The 24,110-nt window shown below is 71.5% G+C and carries 23 protein-coding genes; 21 read left to right on the top strand and 2 right to left on the bottom strand.

What is annotated here, in order from left to right; translation table 11 throughout:
• Window positions 1–3: 3 nt before the first annotated feature.
• From VGZ23_16485 to VGZ23_16455, 7 genes are all read left to right on the top strand, one after another.
• Window positions 4–273, top strand: a complete 270-nt coding sequence (locus tag VGZ23_16485; GenBank protein ID HEV2359190.1) for an extracellular matrix/biofilm biosynthesis regulator RemA family protein — start codon at window positions 4–6, stop codon at window positions 271–273.
• Between the two features lie 180 nt (window positions 274–453).
• Window positions 454–2,370, top strand: coding sequence for a DNA topoisomerase (ATP-hydrolyzing) subunit B (gene gyrB, locus VGZ23_16480; GenBank protein HEV2359189.1), 1,917 nt, complete (start codon window positions 454–456; stop codon window positions 2,368–2,370).
• A 3-nt stretch (window positions 2,371–2,373) separates the two neighbouring features.
• Window positions 2,374–4,812: a DNA gyrase subunit A gene (gyrA, locus tag VGZ23_16475; GenBank protein ID HEV2359188.1), complete on the top strand. Its 2,439-nt coding sequence runs from the start codon at window positions 2,374–2,376 to the stop codon at window positions 4,810–4,812.
• An 81-nt stretch (window positions 4,813–4,893) separates the two neighbouring features.
• On the top strand, window positions 4,894–5,400 hold the full coding sequence (locus VGZ23_16470; protein HEV2359187.1) for a DinB family protein: 507 nt from the start codon (window positions 4,894–4,896) through the stop codon (window positions 5,398–5,400).
• Window positions 5,401–5,409: 9 nt separating this feature from the next.
• Window positions 5,410–5,925 (top strand): putative metallopeptidase, encoded by a 516-nt coding sequence (locus VGZ23_16465; protein ID HEV2359186.1) that lies wholly within the window; start codon window positions 5,410–5,412, stop codon window positions 5,923–5,925.
• A 98-nt stretch (window positions 5,926–6,023) separates the two neighbouring features.
• Window positions 6,024–6,425 carry a twin-arginine translocase TatA/TatE family subunit gene (locus VGZ23_16460; GenBank protein ID HEV2359185.1) on the top strand — a complete coding sequence of 134 codons (402 nt, stop codon included), beginning with the start codon at window positions 6,024–6,026 and terminating at the stop codon, window positions 6,423–6,425.
• Window positions 6,422–7,105 (top strand): histidine phosphatase family protein, encoded by a 684-nt coding sequence (locus tag VGZ23_16455; protein ID HEV2359184.1) that lies wholly within the window; start codon window positions 6,422–6,424, stop codon window positions 7,103–7,105. The genes VGZ23_16460 and VGZ23_16455 overlap by 4 nt, the downstream gene beginning before the upstream one ends.
• On the opposite strand, the gene VGZ23_16450 is transcribed toward VGZ23_16455, so the two are convergent.
• Window positions 7,002–8,312, bottom strand: coding sequence for an MFS transporter (locus VGZ23_16450; GenBank protein HEV2359183.1), 1,311 nt, complete (start codon window positions 8,310–8,312; stop codon window positions 7,002–7,004). The genes VGZ23_16455 and VGZ23_16450 overlap by 104 nt on opposite strands.
• A gap of 1 nt (window position 8,313) precedes the next feature.
• Window positions 8,314–8,892: a phosphoribosyltransferase family protein gene (locus VGZ23_16445; protein HEV2359182.1), complete on the bottom strand. Its 579-nt coding sequence runs from the start codon at window positions 8,890–8,892 to the stop codon at window positions 8,314–8,316.
• A 168-nt stretch (window positions 8,893–9,060) separates the two neighbouring features.
• Between VGZ23_16445 and aroE the strand changes: the two genes are divergently transcribed.
• The 14 genes from aroE (at window position 9,061) to VGZ23_16375 (ending at window position 23,871) form a co-directional block, all read left to right on the top strand.
• On the top strand, window positions 9,061–9,975 hold the full coding sequence (gene aroE / locus VGZ23_16440; protein ID HEV2359181.1) for a shikimate dehydrogenase: 915 nt from the start codon (window positions 9,061–9,063) through the stop codon (window positions 9,973–9,975).
• A 5-nt stretch (window positions 9,976–9,980) separates the two neighbouring features.
• Complete coding sequence (gene aroC, locus VGZ23_16435; GenBank protein HEV2359180.1) at window positions 9,981–11,114, top strand: chorismate synthase; 1,134 nt, start codon at window positions 9,981–9,983, stop codon at window positions 11,112–11,114.
• Window positions 11,115–11,143: 29 nt separating this feature from the next.
• Window positions 11,144–12,865 carry a 3-dehydroquinate synthase gene (gene aroB / locus VGZ23_16430; protein ID HEV2359179.1) on the top strand — a complete coding sequence of 574 codons (1,722 nt, stop codon included), beginning with the start codon at window positions 11,144–11,146 and terminating at the stop codon, window positions 12,863–12,865.
• Window positions 12,858–13,421, top strand: coding sequence for a type II 3-dehydroquinate dehydratase (aroQ, locus tag VGZ23_16425; protein HEV2359178.1), 564 nt, complete (start codon window positions 12,858–12,860; stop codon window positions 13,419–13,421). Before aroB ends, aroQ begins: the two co-directional genes overlap by 8 nt.
• Before the next feature lie 74 nt (window positions 13,422–13,495).
• Entirely contained in the window at window positions 13,496–13,903 is a 408-nt protein-coding gene (gene aroH, locus VGZ23_16420; GenBank protein ID HEV2359177.1) for a chorismate mutase, read from the top strand.
• Window positions 13,903–15,180, top strand: coding sequence for a 3-phosphoshikimate 1-carboxyvinyltransferase (aroA, locus tag VGZ23_16415; GenBank protein HEV2359176.1), 1,278 nt, complete (start codon window positions 13,903–13,905; stop codon window positions 15,178–15,180). The genes aroH and aroA overlap by 1 nt, the downstream gene beginning before the upstream one ends.
• Window positions 15,177–15,923: a sulfite exporter TauE/SafE family protein gene (locus tag VGZ23_16410; GenBank protein HEV2359175.1), complete on the top strand. Its 747-nt coding sequence runs from the start codon at window positions 15,177–15,179 to the stop codon at window positions 15,921–15,923. Before aroA ends, VGZ23_16410 begins: the two co-directional genes overlap by 4 nt.
• Before the next feature lie 61 nt (window positions 15,924–15,984).
• Complete coding sequence (locus VGZ23_16405; protein ID HEV2359174.1) at window positions 15,985–18,012, top strand: molybdopterin-dependent oxidoreductase; 2,028 nt, start codon at window positions 15,985–15,987, stop codon at window positions 18,010–18,012.
• A gap of 26 nt (window positions 18,013–18,038) precedes the next feature.
• Window positions 18,039–18,989, top strand: a complete 951-nt coding sequence (nadC, locus tag VGZ23_16400; protein HEV2359173.1) for a carboxylating nicotinate-nucleotide diphosphorylase — start codon at window positions 18,039–18,041, stop codon at window positions 18,987–18,989.
• A gap of 8 nt (window positions 18,990–18,997) precedes the next feature.
• On the top strand, window positions 18,998–20,044 hold the full coding sequence (gene nadA, locus VGZ23_16395; GenBank protein ID HEV2359172.1) for a quinolinate synthase NadA: 1,047 nt from the start codon (window positions 18,998–19,000) through the stop codon (window positions 20,042–20,044).
• Between the two features lie 140 nt (window positions 20,045–20,184).
• Window positions 20,185–21,264, top strand: a complete 1,080-nt coding sequence (locus VGZ23_16390) for a GAF domain-containing sensor histidine kinase (protein ID HEV2359171.1) — start codon at window positions 20,185–20,187, stop codon at window positions 21,262–21,264.
• Window positions 21,261–21,881, top strand: a complete 621-nt coding sequence (locus VGZ23_16385) for a response regulator transcription factor (GenBank protein HEV2359170.1) — start codon at window positions 21,261–21,263, stop codon at window positions 21,879–21,881. Before VGZ23_16390 ends, VGZ23_16385 begins: the two co-directional genes overlap by 4 nt.
• 134 nt (window positions 21,882–22,015) lie before the next feature.
• The gene (locus VGZ23_16380; GenBank protein ID HEV2359169.1) at window positions 22,016–22,792 is read left to right on the top strand and encodes an SDR family oxidoreductase; all 777 of its coding nucleotides are present in this window, start codon (window positions 22,016–22,018) and stop codon (window positions 22,790–22,792) included.
• On the top strand, window positions 22,789–23,871 hold the full coding sequence (locus VGZ23_16375) for an S-adenosylmethionine:tRNA ribosyltransferase-isomerase (protein ID HEV2359168.1): 1,083 nt from the start codon (window positions 22,789–22,791) through the stop codon (window positions 23,869–23,871). Before VGZ23_16380 ends, VGZ23_16375 begins: the two co-directional genes overlap by 4 nt.
• The last annotated feature ends 239 nt before the right edge of the window (window positions 23,872–24,110 follow it).

The raw sequence follows: 24,110 nt of genomic DNA, 5'->3' as shown, positions 1-24,110 counted from the left end.
GCGGTGTACGTCCACGTCGGCGGTGACGTCGTACTCCTGATACCGGATATCGTCGGCATTTTCGACGCGCGGATGATGGAGGGAAGCGCCGACAACGAGCGATTTATGGAGCGCGCGCGAGCCCAGGGCCGGATGCGGGTCGAGGTGCCGCACCGCGACCGCAAGGCGATCGTCGTGACCACGGGAGGCGTCTACCAGTCTGCGATCTCCCCCGTAACCCTCGTGCGGCGGGTTACCAATGCCGGGGAGGAGCTGCGCCGCCCCGATGGGTGAACCCAACCGGGTTTGGATACCGGGCCATCCGAGGCCTGAAACCCAGTCGTGGCGCTGGTTTCAGCCAATTGACCCAGCCGGGCTTTTCCAGTACAATAAATTGTAGAAACTTTTCGGGGCGTGGCGGTCTGCCACGTCCCGTTTGGTGGGACCCGGCCGGACCCAGGGAGCAGACGCCGCATGGATCACAGCACATACGACGCGCAGCAGATTCAGGTTCTCGAGGGGCTGGAGGGGGTCCGCCGGCGCCCCGGCATGTATGTCGGCAGCACCGGCAGTCGCGGGCTGCACCACCTGGTGTTCGAAGTCGTCGACAACAGCGTCGACGAAGCGCTGGCCGGCTTCTGCGGCCGGATCGACGTCGTCATCCGCAAGGAGGGCAGCGTCACCGTCTCCGACGATGGGCGCGGCATTCCGGTCGACAACGTCCCGAAGGTCGGCCGGCCCGCGGTCGAGGTCGTGATGACGATGCTGCACGCCGGCGGTAAGTTCGGCGGCGGCGGCTACAAGATCTCCGGCGGCCTGCACGGTGTCGGCGTCTCGGTGGTCAACGCCCTGTCCGAGTGGCTGGAGGTCGAGGTCCAGCGGGAGGGACACAAGTACAGTCAGCGGTTCGAGCGGGGACGCCGCGTCACGCCCTTGCGCGTGACCGGCAAGTCGGCGAAGACCGGGACGAGCGTGACGTTCAAGGCCGATCCCGACATCTTCGACGAGACTGAGTACGAAGCGAAGATCATCGCCGAACGCCTCGACGAACTGGCCTACCTGAATGCCGGGCTCGTGCTCACGCTGCTCGACGAGCGGTCGGGCGACCGCCAGGAGTTCGTGCACAAGGGCGGCATCGCCGAGCTGGTGGCGGCGCAGAACAAGAACAAGGAAGGACTCAGCAGGCCGATCGCCATCCGCGGTACGCGCGAAGGCGTCGAGGTCGAGGCCGCGATCCAGTACAACGCCGGGTATCTCGAGCACGTCTACACGTACGTCAATACGATCAACACGACGGAAGGCGGCACGCATCTCGTCGGCTTTCGCTCGGCGCTGACGCGCATGATCAACGACTACGCGCGCCGCCAGGGGCTGATCAAGAACGGCGAGATCACCATCCAGGGCGAGGATGTCCGGGAGGGACTGACGGCCGCGCTGTCGGTGAAGCTGCCCGAGCCCCAGTTCGAGGGACAGACGAAGACCAAGCTCGGCAACCCCGAGGTGAAGGGGATCGTCGAATCGGTGGTCGGCGAGGCCCTCGGCGAGTACCTCGAGACGCACCCCGGCGACGCGCGCCGGATGGTGGCGAAGGCGATCCAGGCGGCGCGGGCCCGCGAGGCCGCGCGCCAGGCCCGCGAGCTGGTGCGCCGCAAGAACGCGCTCGACGTGAGCACCCTGCCGGGCAAGCTCGCCGACTGCGCGGAGAAGGATCCGACCAAGTGCGAGCTGTTCGTCGTCGAGGGCGAGTCGGCCGGCGGCAGCGCGAAGGCCGGCCGCGACCGGCAGTTTCAGGCGATCCTGCCGATCCAGGGCAAGATCCTGAACGTCGAGAAGGCGCGCCAGGACAAGATGCTCGGGCACGTCGAAATCCGGGCGCTCATCACCGCGATCGGCACGGGCATCGACAAGGAGTTCGCGTTCGACAAGCGCCGCTACGACCGCGTCATCCTCATGGCGGACGCCGACGTCGACGGCGCCCACATCCGGACGCTGCTGCTGACGTTCCTGTACCGGTACATGCCGCAGCTGCTCCAGCACGGCAAGGTTTTTATCGCCCAGCCGCCGCTGTACCTGATCACCGCCGGCAAGGAGCGGCACTACGCCTACTCCGACGACGAGCGCGACGAGGTGACGAAGCAGCTCGCGAAGCGCGGCGCGCACTTCGAGGTCCAGCGCTACAAGGGTCTGGCCGAGATGAACCCGGAGCAGCTGTGGGAAACGACGATGAATCCCTCGACCCGCACGTTGATGCAGGTCGAGCTCGACGAGGCCGATATGAACGGCACGGGCCCGGTCGATCAGGTGTTTAAGACGCTCATGGGCGACGAGGTCGAGCCGCGCCGGCAGTTCATTCAGAGGAAGGCCAAGGAAGTCCGCAACCTGGACATCTGAGCCATGGCCGGGGACGAGAAGATCATCACGCAGCGCATCGAGGCCGAGATGGAGGCCTCGTACCTTGATTACGCGATGTCCGTCATCGTCAGCCGCGCGCTGCCGGACGTGCGCGACGGGCTCAAACCGGTGCAGCGCCGCATTCTGTACGGCGCGCACGAAATGGGGCTCCCGCCCGACCGGCCCTACAAGAAGTGCGCGCGCATCGTCGGCGACGTCATGGGCCGCTACCATCCGCACGGCGACGTCCCGGTGTACGAGGCCCTCGTACGAATGGCCCAGGACTTCAGCTTCCGCTATCCTCTGATCGACGGCCAGGGCAACTTCGGCAGCGTGGACGGCGACCCGCCGGGGGCGATGCGCTACACCGAGGCCCGGCTGTCGCGCATGGCGATGGAGCTGCTGGCCGATATCGACAAAGAAACCGTCCCGTTCGAGCCCAACTTCGACCAGACGCTCCGGCAGCCGGTGGTGCTGCCGAGCCGCGTGCCGAACCTCCTCATGAACGGCGCGAGCGGCATCGCGGTCGGCATGGCGACCAATATCCCGCCGCACAACCTCGGCGAGCTGGTCGATGCGCTCGCCGCGTTGATCGACACGCCGGAGCTGCCGGATGAGGCCCTGCTCAAGACCGTGAAGGGACCCGACTTCCCGACCGGCGGCCTGATCCTCGGCCGGGACGGCATCAGGCAGGCGTACCTCGAGGGCCGCGGCAGCATCGTCATCCGTGCCAAGACGACGATCGAGGAGTTGCGCGGCGGCCGCCTGGCGGTCATCGTGACCGAGCTGCCCTACATGGTGAACAAAGCGGCGTGCATCGAGCGGATCGCCCAGCTGGTGCGCGACAAGAAGCTCAACGGCGTGTCCGACCTCCGGGACGAGAGCGACCGGCGCGGGATGCGGATCGTCATCGAGCTGCGCCGCGACGTGAACCCGCAGATCGTCCAGAACCAGCTGTTCAAGCACACGCAGCTGCAGACGACGTTCGGGACCATCATGCTCGCCCTCGTCGACGGCGTGCCGCGGGTGCTGACGCTGCGGCAGATGCTCACGCACTACATCGAGCACCGCAAGACCGTCGTCACCCGCCGCACCGAGTTCGAGCTGCGCAAGGCCAAGGCGCGGGCCCACATCCTGGAAGGGCTCAAGATCGCGCTCAGGCATCTCGACGAGGTCATCGCGCTGATTCGCCGCGCCAAGGACGTCCCGTCGGCGCGCGCCGGCCTCATGAAGCAGTTCAAGCTCAGCGAGACGCAGGCCGACGCGATCCTCGACATGCGCCTCCAGCGGCTGACGGCCCTCGAGCGCGACAAGATCGACGAGGAGTACAAGGAGCTCATCAAAGCGATCGCGGGCTACGAGGACATCCTCAAGAATCCCCGCCGGCTCATGGCGATCATCAACGGCGAGCTGGCCGAGGTGAAGACGAAGTTCGGCGACGACCGCCGCACCAAAATCACCGGCAAGGACGCGGAGTTCGAAGAAGAGGACCTCATTCCCGACGCCGACGTCGTCCTCACCCTGACGCACCAGGGCTACATCAAGCGGCTGCTGCTCGACACCTACCGCCGGCAGAGCCGGGGGGGCCGGGGCGTCATGGGGATGGAGACGAAGGAAGAGGACTACGTCGAGATCGTCTCCGTGACGACGAACCACGCGTTCGTGCTCTTCTTCACCAACCGCGGCAAGGTGTATCGCGTCAAGGCGTACGACGTGCCGGAGGCCGGCCGCACCGCGAAGGGCACCAACGTCGTCAACCTGATCAGCCTCGCGCAGGGCGAGCGCGTCACGGAGATCATCCCGATCCGCTCGTTCGAGGACACGGGGTACCTCTTCTTCGCCACCGCCGGCGGGTACGTCAAGCGGACCGGACTGATGGAGTTCCTGAACGCGAAGCGGGCCGGGATCGTGACGATTACGCTGGACAAAGGCGACGAGTTGATCGGCGTCCGGCTCACGGACGGCAAGCAGGAAGTCGTGCTGGCCAGCCGGCGCGGCCAGGCGATCCGTTTCAAGGAGGCGAACGTGCGCGAGATGGGACGCGCCGCGCACGGCGTCCGCGGCATGCGGCTCGGCAAGGACGACGCGGTCGTCGGCATGGCGACGAGCGACGGCGGGGAAGACCTGCTGGTTGTGACGGAGCTGGGCCTCGGCAAGCGGACGCCGCTTCGGGACTACCGGCTGCAGTCGCGCGGCGGCGGCGGAGTGAAGAACATTCGGCTCACTCCGAAGACGGGATCCGTGGTCGGGGTCCGCGCGGTGCGCGACGGCGACGAGGTGCTGGTCATCACCGCGCGCGGGATCGTGAGCCGGTTGAGCGTGGGCGGGATCCCGAAGCAGGGGCGCGCGGCGCAGGGCGTGCGGATCAAGCGGCTGGACGCCGGCGATCGCGTGTCCGCGATCGCGCCGATCGTGACGCGCGAGGACGCCGCGGAAGCGTAGCCAGCGTCGCAGGGGGGGAGGCGCCCCGCGCGGCGAAGAGTCCGGGCGGCGGCGGGTCCCGGCCGCCGGAGGTGCGGCGCGATGGACACCGGTGTCGCGGCAATCCAAGATCATCTCGACGACGTTTGGAACTCCCTCCTCGCCGCCGTGCGCGACGTCGACGACGAGCTCTTCCAGTGGAGTCCCGGGCCCGGCTTCAACTCCATCGCGATCCTGCTGCGCCATCTCGCCGGGAGCGAGCGGTGGTGGATCGGCGAGGTCATCGGCGGCGTTCCCGCGCACCGCGTCCGCGACGCGGAGTTCGTCCATGATGTGCCCGTACGCGAGGACGTGCTGCGCGCCGTCGACGCGGCACGGACGCTGACGCGCCGCGTGCTGGCCGGGGTGGGGGCCGCGGACCTCGCCGCGCCGGTGCCGGGCGGCGCCCGACGGCTCTCCTCGGCCGGGCAGCCGGACAAGTATTGGGCGCTGCTGCACTACCTCGAGCACCTCGGGTATCATCGGGGCCAGATCCTGCTGCTCCGCGACCTCGGCCGCAAGCCGCCCGCCACCTTCGCCTCCCGCATTCGCGGGACGGCCGGTCGCTAGCCGCCGGCGATGCGCTGGGAGCTCTGCCGCCGGACCCATGACCGCCTGCGCCGCATCGTGGGCGCCCTGGATTTTTCGCACGTCGATCCGTCCCGCGTCTTCTGCGTGCGCGGGTACGGCTCTACGTCGGAAGCATGGGCGCGGATCTGGGGACTGCCGAGTCTCTGGCAGCAGGTCCTGGAGATCGGACCGGCCTACGTCGTCGAGATCATCGAGCCCGAGTTCAGCCGGCTCCCCGAAGACGAACAGGACCGCATCCTGATTCACGAACTGCTGCATATTCCGCGCACGTTCAGCGGCGCGCTCCGGCCGCACCGCACGCCGACGTTCCGCATCAACCGGCGGACCGTGGAGCGCTACTACCAGCAGTACCTCGCCGCCGGCACGGGGCGCGCCGATCCGCGCGGACACGCGGCGGAGCTGGTGCTGGCGGCACAGCCGGCCGGCAAGGCGATGGCCGCGATGTCGCCGCGATCGCCGGCCCGGCCGCGCCGCACCGGCAACTGCCGGCGGCCGGCCGGGTAGCCGGGCGGACCTTCCGAGTCCAGCGGTCCGTACGCTACAATGGCTTTCGGGAACGCGGCGGCCGGCGTGCGCTTGCGTTGAGACAGACGAGGTGCTCGATGTTCGACAACCCGGAGAAACTGTTCATCCTCTTCGTGATCGCGCTGCTGATTTTCGGGCCGTCCAAGCTCGCGTCGCTCGGCGCCTCGCTCGGACGCTCGATCCGCGACTTCCGCAGTACCGTGCGGGGCGCCCACGACGAGTTTCGCACGGCGATGCAGGACCATCTCGACACGGCGACCGGGGCGATGGACTCGGCGGTCCCGGAGCTCCCCGCGCCCGAACCGGCGCCGGACGAGACCGCGGCGGCCGGGATGCACGACGGCGCGGCGCCGGACTACGCTGTCTCGCCGGACCTCGACGCTCCACCGCCCGCCGCCGCGGCCGTTCCCGACGACGACCCGTCCTCGCTGGCCTCGGAGCCGACCGCCGCCGCGCTGCGGGAAAGTCTGTCCCGCTGACCCGGCTCTTCCTCATCCGGCACGGACAAACCGGCTGGAACGCCGAAGGCCGCCTGCAGGGGCAGGGCGAAAGCGCGCTCTCGGAGGCCGGCCGCGCACAGATCGAGCGGCTGGCGGAGGCCCTCGCGGCGGTGCCGCTGCGCGCGGTCTACAGCAGCCCGCTCCGGCGGGCGCTCGACACCGCCCTCGCGGTCGCCGCCCCGCACGGACTGCCCGTCGTGACCGTGGACGCGCTCAAAGAGATCGCGCTCGGCAACTGGGAAGGGATGACCACCGCCGAGGTCGCGGCGCGCTATCCTGACCGGCTCGCGGCGCGGCGGCGCGACCCGCTCCACGCGGCCCCGGAGGGCGGCGAAACGATCCTCGACGTGTGTGCGCGCGTCCTCCCGGCGGTGCGCGGGCTCGTTGCCGCGCACCCCGATGCGGCGCTGGCCGCGGTCGCGCACGGCGCGGTGAACAAGACGATCCTGCTCAGCGTGCTCGGCTCGCCGCTCGAGGCCTACCGCGGCCTGCCCCAGGACAACGCGGCGATCAACGTCATCGAGTGGGACCGCGGCACCGCGCGCGTCGTCGTGCTCAACGAGACGGCGCATCTCGAGGGGCTGCGGCCGCGCCGCGGGGGTAGCTCCGAAACGCCAGCAGCGCCAGCAGCGTACACGCCCCCGCCACCGCGGGAATAAGCCGCAGTCCGAGCGCGTGGCCGGCGCTGTACCCGAGGGTGAGCAGCGCGCCGAGCAGCGCCGACGCCACCGCGGTGGCCGCGTTCAGCGCGAGGCCCTGCACCGCGTAGAACATCGCCTCCCGTCTCTCGCCGGTCGCCGCGCCGTCCGCTTCCGCGATGTCGGCGAGCAGCACGTTGGGCAGGACGAGCAGCCCGGCGAGCGGCACGGCGGCCAGGATGACGAGCGCGTAGCCCTGGAGCGGCGGCGTAAACGGCATCCCGCGCAGGCCGATGGTGCCGATCAGGGGGACGACCACCGACGTGGCGCCGAGCGTCCACATGAGCGCGCGGGCCGTGCCGGCCGTCCGCGCGACGCGGGCGAGCGGCCCGAAGGCCGCCGCCGTGCACACGAACGCCGCCCCGAGGACCACCGGGACCTGCCCCCGCGGCAGGCCCATCAGCACCGTCACGACATAGACGACGGTCGTGTTGACCATGCTCGTGCCGAGCCAGAGGAGCGCAAGTGTCAGCAGGTAGATCGAAAACGCGCGGTCGCGCAGCACGCCCGCGATCTCCGAGATGAAGGGACGGTGTGGAGACGCGGCCGTCTCGACCGCGGGACGCACACCGGCGCCGACCGTCCAGAGGCACACCAGCGCGAACGCCGCCAGCGCGGCGCCCATCGCGCCGAACCCCCACCGGACGATCAGCCACGGGGACGCGATCATGGCGATCCCCACGCCCCCGAGCGACGCGCCGGCCTGCCAGGATGCCGCGGCCGCCCGCCCGGCGCCGCCGGGCGTGATCTCGGGCAGCATCGCCGCGTACGGGTTCATCACGAGCGAGAAAAAGAAGAAGAACCCGGCGAGTGTGAGCGCGGTGTAGGTGTACACGAGTCCCGCCGCGCCGACGGGCGGCAGCCACAGCAGCGCGAAGCACGCCGCGAGCGCCGGCGCACCGGCGGCAATGAACGGCCGCCGGCGCCCCCACCGCGTGCGCAGGCGGTCGCTCCAGTACGCGATCGGCGGATTGCTGATCGCATTGACGATCCGGCCGGCGGCGAGCGCAAGGCCGACCAGCACCGGCGCCAGGCGCGTGACGCCCTGCCCGGCCGGGGGCGCGTAGAAGTAGACGAGCCACAGCAGGATGGTCTGCAGCAGCACGCTCGCGCCGAGCGCGCCGGCGCCGTAGACGGCGAGGACGCGGCCGCCCGGCCGTGACGCCACGCTATTTCGTGAAGATCGGCAGCGTGCCGAGGAAAATCAAGCCCGGGTCCGAATACCCGCCTTCTTCGAGGAGGACGGTCGCGCGCGCGACGACCTCGGCGTTCGCCCGCTCGAGCAGCTCGTCGACGGCGCGCAGGCTGCCGCCGGTGCTGACGACATCGTCGACGACGGCGACCCGCTTGCCCCGCACGCGGCGCGCGTCGCCGCCGTCGAGGACGAGCGTCTGCGCCGCGGCCGTCGTAATCGACTTCACCTGGACCGTCAGCGGTTCTTTCATGTACCCCTTGACGCTCTTCCGACAGACGGCGTAGGGAAAGTACCGCCCGGCCGATTCGTCCGACAGATATGTCGCCACCATGTGGGCCAGCGGGAGCGCCTTGGCTTCGACGGAGACGAGGCAGTCAAACGACAACGGCCGCAGCCGGTCCGTCAGCGCCCGGGCGCACGCGTTGGTCAGCTCGACGTCGCCCCAGAGGACGAACGCGGCGATCCAGAGGGACTCGCTGATCGGCACGATCGGGAGGCGCCGGCGGAGACCGGCGACCGCGACCTCGTAATACTCCTGTCCCTCATACCGCATCCCGGCCCTCCCGGATAGGTCTCCGGCGCGTCCCCGAACACGTCCGTGCCGCCCGGCGGACTCATTCGGCGGCGGTCGGGACGCCCCTTGCGCGGGCCGCGGTCCGTCCCCTCGGCGGCCGGGCGGAGGCTTGTGCCGTTCAGCCGATGTTGCCTATAATGGGGGCCTATAATCCTGGCGCGGACCGGGAGGGGTCGTACGGAAATCGACGCGGGGACGCGACTGGTCGGGGTCATTGGTGACGCGGTTCGTGGCAGTCTTTCCCCGCGCATGCACAACGCGGCGTTCACCGCGGCCGGCCTGAACTGGTGTTACCTGGCGTTTCCCGCGAGCCGCGCCCGTCTCGGGGATGCGCTGCGGGGGCTCGCGGCCTTCGGCGCGGCCGGCGCCAACGTCACCGTCCCGCACAAGGAAGCCGCGCTGGCGTATCTCGACGACGCCACGGACGAGGCGCGGGCGATCGGCGCCGTCAACACGATCCGGGTCGACGGCGAACGGCTGATTGGATACAACACCGACGGCGGCGGGTTGCTCGACGCGCTGCGGCTCGACGCCGGCCTCACCGTCGACGGCGCTCTCGCCGTCGTGATCGGCGCGGGCGGAGCTGCCCGCGCGGCCGCGTTCGCGCTCGTCGCGGCCGCGGCGTCGGTGGTGATCGCCAACCGGAACTGGGACCGTGCCGCGGCCCTCGCCGCCGACATGCGGCGGGCGTTCCCCGGGCGCACGGTGGACGCCGTGCCGCTCGACGGGGCGGCGATCGCGGGGCGGGTGCGCGAGGCAACCGTCCTCGTGCAGGCCACGACCGTGGGCTCCGGGGCGCAGCGGGGCCAGCTGCCGGTGACGTCCGACGCGCTCCACCCGAACCTCTTCGTGATGGACATGGTCTACGACCCTCGCGACACGGCGCTGCTGCGGGCGGCTCGGGCGCGCGGCTGCCGGACGCTCGAGGGACTGCCGATGCTGGTGTATCAGGGGGCGCGCGCCTTCGAGATCTGGACCGGCCGGGCGGCGCCCGTGGATGTGATGCGGCGCGCGGTGGGTCTGCTCGGCGACGCCCCGGCCGCGCGGGTGGGGGGACGGTAGCCCCCATGCTGCGGTTTCTGACCGCCGGAGAATCGCACGGCCGCGGGCTGCTCGTCGTCGTCGAGGGAATGCCGGCCGGCGTCCCGGTGTCCGAGGACGCGATCAACGCCCAGCTGGCGCGGCGCCAGCGGGGGTACGGCCGCGGCGGCCGCATGCAGATCGAGCAGGATCGCGCCGAGATCTACAGCGGCGTGATGCACGGCACGACGATCGGGGCGCCGGTGGGCCTGGTCATCGGCAACAAGGATTGGCGGCGGGACGAGCCGCCGCTCACGCGGCCCCGGCCGGGGCACGCGGACCTCGCCGGCGCGCTCAAGTACCACTTCGACGACGTGCGCCGCGTCCTGGAGCGGTCGAGCGCGCGTGAGACGGTCGCCCGGGTGGCCGCCGGTGCTGTGGCGCGGCTGCTGCTCGGCGAATTCGGCATCACGTTGTTCAGTCACGTCGTCGAGCTCGGCGGCATCGAGGCCGCGCGGCGGCCCGACCGCCTGGAGGAGATTCCGGCGATCGCGGAGGCGTCCGCGCTTCGCTGCGCCGATCCGGAGGCCGAACAGCGCATGATTGCCGCGGTCGACGACGCGAAGGCGCGCGGCGACACGCTCGGCGGCGTGTTCGAGGTCGTCGTACTCGGTCTGCCGGTCGGGCTCGGCACGTACGTGCACTGGGACCGCCGTCTCGACGGACGTCTCGCGCAGGCGATGGTGTCGATCAACGCGATGAAGGGCGTCGAGATCGGCCGGGGCTTCCTCGAAGCGCGGCTGCCCGGCTCCGCGGCGCACGATGAGATCTTCTTCGAGGCCGGGCGCGGATTCTTCCGGCGGACGAATCAGTCGGGCGGGACCGAGGGCGGCATGTCGACGGGTGAGCCGCTCGTCGTTCGCGTAGCGATGAAGCCGCTCAGCACTCTGCGGAGCCCGCTGGCGTCGGTCGATATTGCGACGAAAGAGCGTGTCGATGCCGCCGTGGTACGCAGCGACGTGACGGCGGTGCCTGCCGCCGGGGTGATCGGTGAGGCGATGGCGGCGCTTGTGGTTGCCGACGCGATGCTCGAGAAGTTCGGCGGCGACAGCCTCGACCAGATGCGCGTCGCGTACGATGCGCACCGGCGTTGGGTTGAGCGCGGGCCGGGTGGCGTGTGAGGGTCGGGGTGCCGGCGGGGGGTTGGGCGGTGGCGTCGGAGGTATCCGGGCTGCGGGACGGTTCGGATGACGCGCGTGGCGGCGGTGCGCCGGGGGCGGCGCGGCCGGCCGCGCCGCCCCGCGCCGGCACCGGCACATCGAACGCCAGTTCGGGCCTGCCGCCCAACATCGTGTTGATCGGGTTCATGGGTACCGGGAAGACCGCGGTCGCGCGCTGTCTCGCCTCGCGGCTCGGCCGTCGCTTCGTCGACACGGACGCGATGATTGAGGCCCGATGCGGCCGGACGATCGCCCGCATCTTCGCGGACGAGGGCGAGGCGGCGTTTCGCGGCCTCGAGGCCGCCGCGGTGGCGGAGGCGGGGGCCATGGGCGGCGCCGTCATCGCCACCGGCGGCGGCGTCCCGTTGCGCGCGCAGAACATGCGGCACCTCAGGCGGCGCGGCGTGATCGTCGCGCTCACGGCGTCGCCGCGGGCGATTCTCGCCCGCGTCGGTGCGGCCGGCGACCGGCCCCTCCTGGGCGCGGATCCCGAAGCCGCCGTCCGGCGTCTTCTGGCGGAGCGCGGCGCCGCGTATCGTGACGCCGATCTCGTCATCGACACTTCCGGCGCGTCCGCCGAGGAGGTCGCCGACATGGTGCTGACGTTCATGGGCGACCGGGTCGTGCGCGTGGATCTCGGCGACCGCGGCTACGACGTGCGGATCGGCCGGGCCGTGTATCCCCGGCTCGACGGGCATTTGCGCGGCGCGGGCGTCGCCGGACGGCTCGTCCTGCTCACCCATCCACGGCTCGACGCGCGGTACGGACGTCCGCTCGCCGAGGCGCTGCGCGCCTCCGGCCGCGACGTGGTGACGGTGAAGGTGCCGCCGTCGGAGACCAGCAAGAGCCTGCGCGTCGCCGCCCGCGTGTACGACGCCCTGGTCGACGCGCAGCTCGACCGCGACGCGACGCTGCTGGCGCTCGGGGGGGGCGTGGCCGGAGACCTCGGCGGGTTCGTCGCGGCGACGTTCCTCCGCGGGATCCGCTGGGTCGGGCTTCCGACGACGCTGCTGGCACAGGTCGACGCCGCGATCGGCGGCAAGACCGCGGTCGACCATCCGCGGGGCAAGAACCTGATCGGCGCGGTCCACCAACCGGCCCTTGTCGTCGCGGACATCGACACGCTGGCCTCGCTGCCGCGCCGCCAGTTTCGCTCGGGCATGGCCGAGGTCATCAAGACCGCGGTGATCGGCGCGCCCGAGCTCTTCGAGTTCCTCGAAGGCAACGTCCGGGACGTCCTGGCACGCCGGCCGGGCGCGCTCGTGTCCACGATCGAGCGCTGCGCGGCGTACAAGGCCCGCGTCGTGGCGTCGGATGAGCGTGAGGCAGGCGGGCGCATCGTCCTCAACTACGGCCACACGATCGGGCACGGGATCGAGGCGGCGGCCGGCTACCGCGGCCTCACGCACGGCGAAGCGATCGCGGTGGGGATGACGCTGGAGGCGCGCCTCGCCGTACGCCTCGGCGTCTGCGACGCCGGGCTCCTCGAACGGCAGACGGCCCTGCTTGAACGGGCCGGGCTGCCCGTCCGTCTCGCCGGGTTTCGCGCGGCGCGGCCGCGCGGTGTGTCGGCGATCCTCGGGGCGATGACCCACGACAAAAAAGCCCGGGCGGGCCGGCTGCGGTTCGTCCTGCCCGTGTCGCTCGGCCGGACGGCCGTCCACGACGACGTGCCGCCCGTACTGCTCGAGGAGGTGCTCGCCGATGCTTAGGGTCCTGGTCCTGCACGGTCCGAACCTGAACCTGCTCGGGCGCCGCGAGCCTCACCTCTACGGTTCGTCCACGCTCGAGGACGTCGACCGCGAGCTGCGTGTGCTCGCGCGGGATCTCGACATGGAGATCGAGACCGCCCAGAGCAATCACGAAGGCACGTTGATCGACCGCCTGCAGACGGCGCCGGCGCGCTACGCGGCCGTCGTGTTCAACCCCGGCGGCCTCGCCCACACGAGCGTCGCGCTGCGGGACACGATCGCGGCGATCGGCATTCCGGTCGTGGAAGTGCACGTGACGAACATCCACGCGCGCGAGCCGTTCCGCGACCGCTCGGTCATCGCCGCCGCCGCGGCCGGACAGATCGCGGGCTTCGGCGTGGAGAGTTATCGTCTCGGGCTGCGCGCGGCGGCGGCACTGGCCGTCCGCGCCGCACAGGCCGTCCCGGCCGCGGCCGATGTCCGCCCCGCGCCGCGGGTGGACGGCGCCCGTGCGCGGGGATCGAAGCGGGTCGCCGCGCGCGCGTCGCGCGCCGGCGCGCGGCGCCGGGCCAGGTAGGCGTCGGGCACAGGAGGCCTCACCGGGCCGTCGAAGGAACGCGCGGCCCACACGGCGCAGCGACAGGAGCCATCATGCGGTTTCGCGGGATCCGGGGCGCGACCACCGTCGACGCGAACACCGAGCGCGCGATCTTCGAGGCGACGACGGCCATGCTCAGAGAGATGGTGACCCGGAACGAGGTCGACGCCGACGACATCGCGGGGGTCATCTTCACCGTCACGCCGGATCTTGACGCGGCCTTTCCGGCGGAGGCCGCGCGGTGCACGCTCGGCTGGACGCAGGTGCCGCTCATGTGCTCCCAGGAGATCCCCGTGCCCGGGGCGCTGCCCCGCTGCGTGCGCGCGTTGATGTTCGTGAACACGACGAAGACCGCCGACGAAGTCCGTCACGTCTACCTCCGCGGCGCGGAGCGGCTCCGCCCGGACCTGACGCCGGCGGACTCAGCGGCCGGCCACGATGTAACCAACCCCGGGGTCTGATGGCCATCGTGGTTGCGCCGGGCCGCGCGCTCTCCGGCACGGTCCGCGTTCCGGGCGACAAGTCCATTTCCCACCGCGCCGTGCTCCTCGGCGCGCTCGCGCGCGGCGCCACCCGCGTGGACGGGTTTCTCCGCGCCGACGACTGCCTGGCCACCGTGCACTGCGTCCGCGCGCTCGGCATCGAGATCGACGACGACGGCGCCGGCGTCGTCGTCCGCGGCGGGCCGCTGCGGGAGCCCGACGACGTGCTCGACGTGGGCAACTCCGGCACGACCATCCGTCTGCTCACCGGCATTCTGGCCGGCCAGCCGTTTCACAGCGTCATCACCGGGGATGCGAGCATCCGGCGCCGCCCGATGGACCGGGTGGCCGAGCCGCTCCGCCGTATGGGCGCACGGATCCGCGGCCGCGCCGGCGGCCGGCTCGCCCCGCTCGCCATCGAGGGCGCGGTGCTGCGCGCGACGACGCACGCCACGCCCGTGGCGAGCGCGCAGGTGAAGTCCGCGATCCTGCTGGCCGGCCTCTTCGCGGACGGCGAGACGGCCGTGACGGAGCCCTCCCGCAGCCGCGACCACACCGAGCGGATGCTGGCGGCCTTCGGCGTGCCGGTGGCGTCCGATGGACGGACGGTGCGGCTGCGGGGTCCCGCCGTGCTGTCCGCGACGCCGGTGCGGGTCCCGGGCGACATCTCGTCGGCGGCGTTTTTCCTGGTGGCCGCCGCGATCGTCTCCGGGTCTGTCCTCACCGTGGAAGGCGTCGGCCTCAACCCGTCGCGCACCGGCGTGCTCGACGTCCTGCGCGCGATGGGCGCGCAGGTGGCCGTCGACAATCTCCGGGACGACGGCGGCGAGCCGGCCGGCGACGTGACCGTCCGCGCCGCCCCGCTCCACGGCACGACGATCGCCGGCGACCTGATCCCCCGCCTGATCGACGAACTCCCCGTTCTGGCCGTGGCGGCGAGTGTGGCCGACGGCGAGACGGTGATCAAGGACGCCGCCGAGCTGCGCGTCAAAGAGTCCGACCGGATCGCCGCGCTCGCCCGCGGGTTGGGGGCGCTCGGCGCGCGGGTCGAGGCGCAGCCCGACGGGCTCGCGATCCGCGGCGTGCCGCGCCTCCGCGGCGGCCGCGCCGCGAGCGGCGGCGATCACCGGATGGCGATGGCGCTCGCGGTCGCCGGGCTGCGCGCCGACGGCCCGGTCACCGTGGACGACACCGACTGCATCCGGGCGTCGTTTCCCGGGTTCGAGGACACGCTGCGGCGGCTCACGGGGGCGTGACGGTCGACGCGCCGCATCTCGCGCTGGTGGCGGTCGTGATCGCCGGCGCCGCCGCGATCAAGGGCGCGATCGGGTTCGGTTTTCCCCTCCTGGGAGTCCCCCTGCTGTCGGCCATCATCGGGCCGCGGGCCGCCGTGCCGGTGATCGCCGTGCCGACCCTCCTCAGCAATTTGATCATGGTGAGCCGTGGGTCCGCGAGCCGCGCCAGCACGCATCTCATCCTCGCGATCACGGGCGTGGCGGTCGGAACGCTGGCCGGCGCGGCGGCGATCACGGCGCTGGATTCGCGACGGTTGTCCGTGCTCGTGGGCGCTGTGGCGCTCGGCTACGTGATCGCGGCGATGTTCCGGCTCACCGCCCGGGTGCCCGAAGCGGCGGGTCGCCGCGCGGCGCCCTTGGTCGGCCTCGCCGCCGGAGTGCTGGGCGGCGCGACCGGCATCCTCGGACCGCTGCTGGCCAGCTACCTCCATCTGCTGCGCATGACGGGGCGCGACTTCGTGTTCTGGATCACGATGATGTTCTTTGTGGGCAATATCGTGCAGGTGGCGAGCTACGCGCACCTCGGGCTGTATGCCGGCCGGGTGCTGCTGCTGGCGCTCGCCGGCTGCATCCCCATGGCGATCGGCACGTGGTCGGGGATGGCGCTGCAGCACCGGCTGGACCCCGTGCTGTTCGGCCGGATCGTGCTCGGAATCGTGTCTCTCGCGTCCATCAATCTGCTGGCACGCGGGCTGCTGCGGTAGCGCGCCGAGAATTGCTACTATGGGCGCAGACACCGGCCCGTCCGCGAGGGGGAACCGCCCCGTGAAGACAGTGGTCCGCACGGTGTGCGCGCACGACTGCCCCGACATGTGCTCGCTGCTCGTGCACGTCGAAGACGGCCGTATTACGCGCGTCGGGGGGGACCCCGCGCAGCCGTTCACGGCCGGGTTCGCCTGCGCCAAGGTGTCCCGCGAACACGAACTCGTCCACTCGCCGGAGCGGCTCACACAGCCGCTCCGGCGGACCGGTTCCAAGGGCGGCGGCTCGTTCGAGCCGGTGCCGTGGGAGGCCGCGCTCGACGAGATCGTCGCGCGCTGGCGCGCGATCATCGAGGCGGACGGCCCACTCGGCATCCTCGGGTACTGCTACAGCGCCCACCAGGGATTGTTCAATCGTGGGCTGCTGCTCGGGCTCTTCCACGCGCTCGGCACGACACGCCTCATCGCCGGGACGGTCTGTGACAGCTGCTCGGACGCGGCGTGGGAGGCGACCCTCGGCGCGGTGGGCGGCGCCGATCCCGAGATGGTCGTGCACTCCGACCTCGTGATCGCGTGGAGCGCCGACCTGGTGACGACGAACGTCCATTTCTGGGCCAAAGTCGAGCAGGCCCGCCGCGGCGGCGCGACGCTCGTCGTGATCGATCCCCGCCGGAGCCGCACCGCGGCCCAGGCCGACTGGCACCTCGCGCCGCGGATCGGCACCGACGCCGCGCTCGCGCTCGGCGTGATGCACGTGCTCGTCCGCGACGGGTTGTGCGACCGTGCCTACCTCGCGCGCGAAACCGCGGGGTTCGACCGGGTCGAGCGCGACGTCCTGCCGCGCTTCTCGCCGGCCCTGACCGAGGCGATCACCGGGATCGCCGCCGCCGACGTGGAGCGCCTGGCGCACGCCTACGGCCGCGCCCGCTCGCCGTTCATCCGCCTCGGGTGGGGGATGTCGCGCAGCGCCCAGGGCGGGCAGGCCATCCGGGCGGTCGCGCTCCTGCCGGGGGTGACCGGCGCCTATGCCAGGCGGGGCGGCGGCGCCCTGCTGAGCACGGCCCCGGGCTTCGGGTTCACGATGGGCGCGATCCGCCGTCCCTCCGGCCCCGCGTCGACGCGGACCGTCAATCACTCGCGGCTCGGCGAGGCTTTGCTGCATCTCGATCATCCGCCGATCCGCGCGCTGTTCGTGGCGGGCAACAACCCCGCCGTGACGTGCCCCGACGCCGGGGCGGTGCGCCGGGGTCTCGCCCGCGACGACCTGTTCACGGTGGTGCACGCGCCGTTTCTCTCCGACACCGCGCGGTACGCCGATATCGTGCTGCCGGCGGCGACGTTCCTCGAGAGCGAGGATTTCTACCGGGCCTACGGAGCCTACTACATGCAGTTTGGCCCCCAGGCCGTCGAGCCGGTCGGCCAGGCGTGGCCGAACCGCCGGCTGGCCCAAGAACTTGCCCGCCGGCTCGAGGTGAACGACGCGGTCTTTTCGATGGCGACCGACGAACTGCTCCGCGCGCTGTGGAGCGACGCGGCCGGGCCCGCCGCCGCGGTCGATCCCGGCACGGTTCGCCGGGCCGGACCGATCAAGATCGCCCCGGCCGCCGGCGGCCAGCGGTTTGCCACGCCGTCGGGCAGGCTCGAATTCTACTCGGCCGCGCTCGCCGCGCGGGGCCTCCCGCCGATGCCGGACTGGCGGCCCGACCCCGGTGAGGCGGCGGACGCGGCCCGGTGGCCGCTGCGCCTCCTCACCGCCCCCGGCTACTACCAGAGCCATACGGCGTTTTCCGGCAACCCGGGGCTTCGCCTCCGGCAGGGTCCGCCGGTCGCGGTCCTCCACCCGTCGGAGGCGGCGCGCCGGGAGCTGCGAGACGGCGATGCGGTCGATCTGCACAACGATCGCGGCACGGTAGGTCTCACCCTGCGGGTGAGCGACGAGGTCCCGGCCGGCGTCGTGCTTGTGCCCGGCCAGCGCCCGAGCGGCGAAGCGCGCCGCGGCACGGTCAACCTGCTCTGCTCCGGTCGCTACACCGACGTCGGTGACGGGGCCACCTACCAGAGCACCTTCCTCGAGGTCCGCCGGGCGCAATAATCTGCGTTACAATGACGTTTGCCGCTATGATGACGCCTCAAATCGTGCAGACCGGACCCGACGCGCAGGAGATCGAGGCGATCGTGCGCCGTGCGCTCGATGAGGATCTCGGGGCCGGGGACGTCACGACCGACTCGATCGTCCCCGCCGACGCCGTTTCCCGCGGGCAGTTTCTGGCCAAGGCGGCCGGCGTGGTCGCCGGGTGGGAGGTCGTGGCCGCGACGTTCGCGGCGCTCGATCCCCGTGTCGTGGTCCGGCCGGCGGCCGCCGACGGTGAGGCGGTCGAGGCCGGGTCGGTGATCGGCACGGTCGCGGGCCCGGTGCGGGCGCTGCTCAGCGGCGAGCGCGTCGCGCTGAATTTTCTGCAGCGGCTCTCGGGGATCGCCACAACGACCCGGGCGTTCGTGCGCGCGGTGGAAGGCACGCGCGCTGTCATTCTCGATACGCGAAAGACCGCCCCCGGGCTGCGCCGGCTGGACCGGCTCGCGGTCCGGCTGGGGGGCGGGACCAACCACCGGCTCGGGCTCTTCGACATGGCGCTCATCAAGGAGAACCACATCGCGGTTGCGGGCGGGATCGCCGCGGCGGTGCGCCGGGTGCGGGCCGCCCTCACGGCCGCCGTCGACCGCGCGGGTGATCCGGACGGCGCCGGATCGCAAGGCGGGGCCGGCCGGCGCGTGTTGATCGAAGTCGAGGTCCGGACGCTCGCGGAACTGCGGGAAGCACTGGACCTGGTACCCGACCGGATCTTGCTGGACAACATGAGCCCGGCGGAGATGGGGGACGCGGTCCGGATCGCCGCCGGCCGGGTGCCGCTCGAAGCGTCCGGCGGTGTCCGCCTTGAGACCGCCGCGGAGATCGCCCGGACCGGGGTAGACTACATCTCGGTCGGCGCGCTCACGCACTCGGTCAAGGCCCTGGACATCAGCCTCGAACTCGCCGGTCCCCCCGTGCCGGGGAAGACGCCGCAAAGGTAGGGACGCGCATGTCGGCCGCCGCGCTGTACGAACGGTTGAAGGATCGGCTCCACGACGTGGTGCCGGATCCCGAGCTCCGCTACAAGGCGAACCTCGCCGAAGAGATCAACCGGCTCAAGGCCGAGCGGAACGCCGTGATCCTCGGCCACAATTATATGGAGCCGGCGCTGTACTATTCGATCGCCGACTTCACCGGCGACTCGCTGGAACTGTCCCGGCGCGCCGCGCGGACCGACAAGTCCGTCATCGTGTTCTGCGGCGTCCGGTTCATGGCGGAGACGGCAAAGATTCTCAATCCGGGCAAGGTCGTGCTCATCCCGTCGGAGCGCGCCGGCTGCTCGCTGGCCGCGAGCATCACCGCGGCCGACGTGCGGGCGCTTCGGGAGCGGTTCCCCGGCGTCCCGATCGTCGCCTACGTCAACACCTACGCCGACGTCAAGGCCGAGGTCGACGTATGCTGCACGTCGAGCAACGCCGTCGAGGTCGTCAACTCGCTCGCGGGCGACACCGTGATCTTCCTGCCCGATGAATACCTCGCCCGCAACGTGGCCCGCGAGACCGGCCGGCGCGTCATCATCGCGCGCCCGGGCGGCGACGCCGGTGACGCCGGCGCGACCGGTCCGAACGGGCAGAGGGCGCTCGTCGGCTGGGGCGGCCGCTGCGAAGTGCACGAGAAGTTCACGGTCGGGGACATCGAGAGCGTCCGGCGGCAGTTCCCCGACACGATCGTGCTCGCGCATCCCGAGTGCAGTCCGGAGGTGGTGGCGGCGTCGGATTTCTCGGGCAGCACCACGGCCCTGGTCAAATACGTCGAGCGGTCGCAGGCGCGGCGCTATCTCCTCTTGACCGAGTGCGCGATGGGCGACAACGTCGCCGCCGCCAACCCGGACAAGGAAATGCTGCGGCTCTGCAGCGTGCGCTGCCCGCACATGAGTCAGATCACGCTCGAAGACACGCTCGAGGCGCTGCGGCAGATGCGCTACGAGGTCCACGTGCCCGAGGAGATCCGCGTCCGCGCCGCGCGCGCCGTCGAGCGCATGGTGGCGACCGGCTGACGCATCTTTGGCTCACGCCGTGGGCCCAGGCGGCCGGACCGGGCATCCCCGCCGCGCGCCGCGCCGTCGCCGCGCGCCGCCGCGTCCGCGAGCTGCGCGTCCTGGCCGCGATCGCCGAAGCCCTCAACAGCGCCCCCGACGTGCAGCGGGCGCTCGAACGAACGCTCGCGATGGTCGCCGATCTTCTCGGCCTGCGCACCGGATGGGTCTGGCTCGTCGATCCCGAATCGGGCCGGTGGTACAACGCGGCCGCGCAACACCTGCCTCCGTACCTGCAAAAGCCCGTTCGGATGGCGGGACGGCCGTGCTGGTGCATCGAGAGTTTCCGGGACGGCGAGCTGACCCCGAAGAACATCGACATGATCGAGTGCAGCCGGCTCCGGCCGGCGGTCAAGAAGCACGCGACCGATCTCACGCGCGGGCTCGCCTACCACGCCAGCATTCCCCTCTACTTTCAGGACAAGCCGCTCGGCATCATGAACGTCACCGGGCCGTCGTGGCGGGAGCTGACGTCCGAGGAGTTGCAGCTGCTGTCGACGATCGCCTACCAGGTCGGGATCGCGATCGAGCGCGCCCGGCTGGCCGAAGCCGGCGCCCGGCTGGCGCGGGCGGAGGAGCGGGCCCGCATCGCCCGGGAGATTCACGACACGCTGGCCCAGTCCCTGACCGCGATCGCGCTGCACCTGGAGGGCGCGGTGCGCACGGTGGATGCAAGCCCCGGGCGCGCGAAGGCACGGGTCGCCAGGGCGCTCGACGTGGCGCGCGCGGGCCTCGAGGAGGCCCGGCGCTCCGTGCTGGCCCTCCGGGCCGCCCCGGCGGCCGGCCGGCCGCTCCCGGAGGCGCTCGGAGTCCTGGCCCGCGCGTTGACCGCCGAGACCGGCGTGCGCGTCCACGTCCGGACGACCGGCGACCGCCCGATCCCGCCGCAGGTGGAGGCGGAATTGTTCCGGGTGGCGCAGGAGGCCCTCACCAACGTCCGGCGGCACGCGGAGGCCAACGAGGTCGCGATCGCGCTGTCGCGCACCCAGCACCGCGTCCGGCTGTCGATTCGCGATGACGGCCGGGGCTTCACGCTCCGCCGGGTCCCCGCCGGCCGGCTGGGCCTCGTCGGGATGCGGGAGCGGGCGCAGCTGCTCGGCGGACGGCTCCACGTCGCGAGCTCGCGGCGGGGCGGCACCACCGTGACCGCGTCCGTGCCGCTCGAGGCGGCCGGTCCGTGATCCGCGTCTTGGTGGTCGACGACCACCCGGTCGTTCGCGAGGGATTGGTCGCGATGCTCGAAGACGAACCGGACTTCGAGGTCGCCGGCGCCGCGGGTTCCGCCGAGGACGCGCTGGCGGGGCTCGCGAGGTCGCAGGCTCAGGCGATCCTGCTCGACCTCGAGCTCCCGGGCATGACCGGAATAGAGGCCATTCCGCGGTTCCTCGCGGCCTCCCCGGACGTCGCGATCATCGTCTTCACCGCGTATGACACGGACGAGCGGGTGCTGGGTGCGATCAAGGCCGGCGCGCGCGGATACGTGTTGAAGGGCGCCCCGGTCGATGAGATCGCCCGGGCCATCAGGGCGGTCCACGCCGGCGGTTCGTACCTCGCGTCTCCCGTGGCCGCGAAAGTCCTGAGCCAGGTCCGATCGCCGCGGCGGGCCTCGCTGCTCAGCGAGCGGGAACGCTCGGTGCTTCACAAAGTCGCCGCGGGGCGATCGACCAAGCAGATCGCCCGCGATCTCGGCATCAGCGAACGAACCGTGAAGTTCCACGTCAGCTCGATCATGAACAAGCTCGGCGCGGACAACCGGGCGCAGGCCGTCGCCGAGGGGGCTAGGCGGGGACTCCTGTAGTTCCCCTGTCCTGCCGGACAGGGCCGGACGCTCCCCAACGACGGGGTACTTCGCTGTGCCCGCGGCCGGTTTTTCGCTGCCGCCGGACGCGCACACTTGCCGTGTCGCACGCGAATGCGCAGGAGGCAGCGATCATGCGAACCGACGACACGATTGTCCTCATCACCGGTGCCTCGCGCGGCCTCGGCCGTGAAGTCGCACGGCTCCTTGCCGCGCGCGGCGCAGGGCTCATTCTCACCGCCCGCGGCGCCGGCGCCCTTGAAGACGCGGTCGCGGGTCTGCGCGATGTCGCATCCCGCTCCGGTGCGGCCGGCGAGATCCTGGCCGTTGCCGGCGACGTCGCCGATGCTGCGCACGCGGAGCGGCTCGTCCGGGACGGACTGGCCCGGTTCGGACACATCGACGTTCTCATCAACAACGCCTCGACGCTCGGCGCGAGCCCGATGCCGCGCCTCGAGGCATTGGATCCCCGGATCTTCGAGGAGATCTTTCGGATCAACGTTGCAGCGCCGCTGCGCTTGATCCAGCTCGTGCTGCCCCAGATGAAGGCGCGGCGGACCGGCGTCATCATCAACGTCACCTCCGACGCCGCCGTCGAAGCCTATCCCGGATGGGGCGGATACGGCGCCAGCAAGGCGGCGCTCGAGCACCTCACCCGTATTCTGGCCGCCGAGCTTGACGGGACCGGTGTTCGCGCGTACATTGTCGACCCCGGCGAGATGAACACGCGCATGCACCGGGATGCCGAGCCGGGTGTCGACCTATCGCACCTTCCGCCGCCTGAGGTGTCGGCGCCGGCGTTCCTGCAGTTGGTCGAGGACGAGACGGCAGCCTTCGGGCGTTTCGCGGCGCAGCGCATGCCCGTTGGCCCCCGTCTGACGCGGGGCATGCAGCGGGGGCAGGTCCGATGATGCCGCTTGCGACACTAACCGCCGTCGCGGCAGCCCCCACCCCATCGTTGAGCCATGACCCGAACACGCCCCGGGACCGCGTGCCGGAGTTTGCCCTGCCGCCCGAGCTCGAGGCACGCGAGCCGCCGGAGGCGCGCGGCCTCAGGCGCGACCAAGTCCGCCTCCTCGTGACCCATCGGGAGAGCGGCCGGGTCGGCCACTACCGGTTTGCGGATCTACCCGACGTGCTCCGGCCCGGCGACCTGCTCGTAGTGAACGATTCTGGGACGCTTCCGGCGGCGCTCACGGCACGCCGCGCCGACGGCACCGCCGTGGCTTTGCACCTCTCGACAAGCCTCCCCGCGTCGTTGTGGATTGTCGAGCCGCGGCAGACCCGCGTCGACCTCGGCGAAGTTCTAGCCCTGCCCGGCGGCGGAGTGGCCCGGATCGTCGCCTCCTACCCCGGATCGCAGCGCCTGTGGATCGCGCAACTCCAACTGCGGGCGCCGGCGTTCGAGTACCTCGCGCGCGTGGGCCGGCCGATCGCCTACCCGTACGTGCGCGGTGAATGGCCCTTGGCGATGTACCAGACCGTGTACGCGCGGGAGCCGGGATCGGCGGAGATGCCGTCGGCGGGGCGTGCGTTCACCCCCGACGTTCTCGCCCGTTCCGCCGCACGCGGCATCGGCCTGGCTCGGATTACGCTCCACACAGGTGTCGCGAGCCTCGAGCGCGACGAACCGCCGATCGAAGAGTGGTACCGTGTCCCGCGAGAGGCGGTGGCGGCGATCGAAGCGGCCCGGGAGCGCGGCCGCCGGGTGATCGCGGTCGGCACCACCGTCGTCCGCGCCCTCGAAAGCGCGGTCGATCCGCGGGGGCGGCTCATAGCGTCGCAGGGATGGACCGATCTCGTGATCACACCCGAGCGGCGGATCCGCACAGTGGACGCTTTGCTCACCGGCTTTCACGAGCCGCGGGCGTCGCATCTCGCGATGTTGACGGCGTTCGCCGGGCGGACACACCTCGAGCACGCCTATCGTGCGGCGATCGCCGGCGGATACCTCTGGCACGAATTCGGCGACCTGCACCTGATTCTTTAGCCGCCGGCAACCGGCGGCAATTCGCCGCCGCCGGCCCTATCGTGAACCGTGGACGTTGCGCTTTTCGCCTGGACTTGACTTCTTGTGCTACCATGGAGGGTACCAAACCTGATGACCGGGGCGAGTAGGCCGGGCGGTCCGATCGTAGAGACCCGCGCGAACACGGTGAAAGCGCGGGACGGATGCCCGGACCGAATGGACCCGTGAGGGGCGGACCGAAAGGCGGCGGACGTACTGGC

Source organism: bacterium, assembly GCA_035945995.1.
In the GTDB taxonomy this organism is placed as follows: domain Bacteria; phylum Sysuimicrobiota; class Sysuimicrobiia; order Sysuimicrobiales; family Segetimicrobiaceae; genus DASSJF01.
Note: the sequence above shows the minus strand (reverse complement) of the source record. Positions and strands in the feature narration are given on the sequence as shown.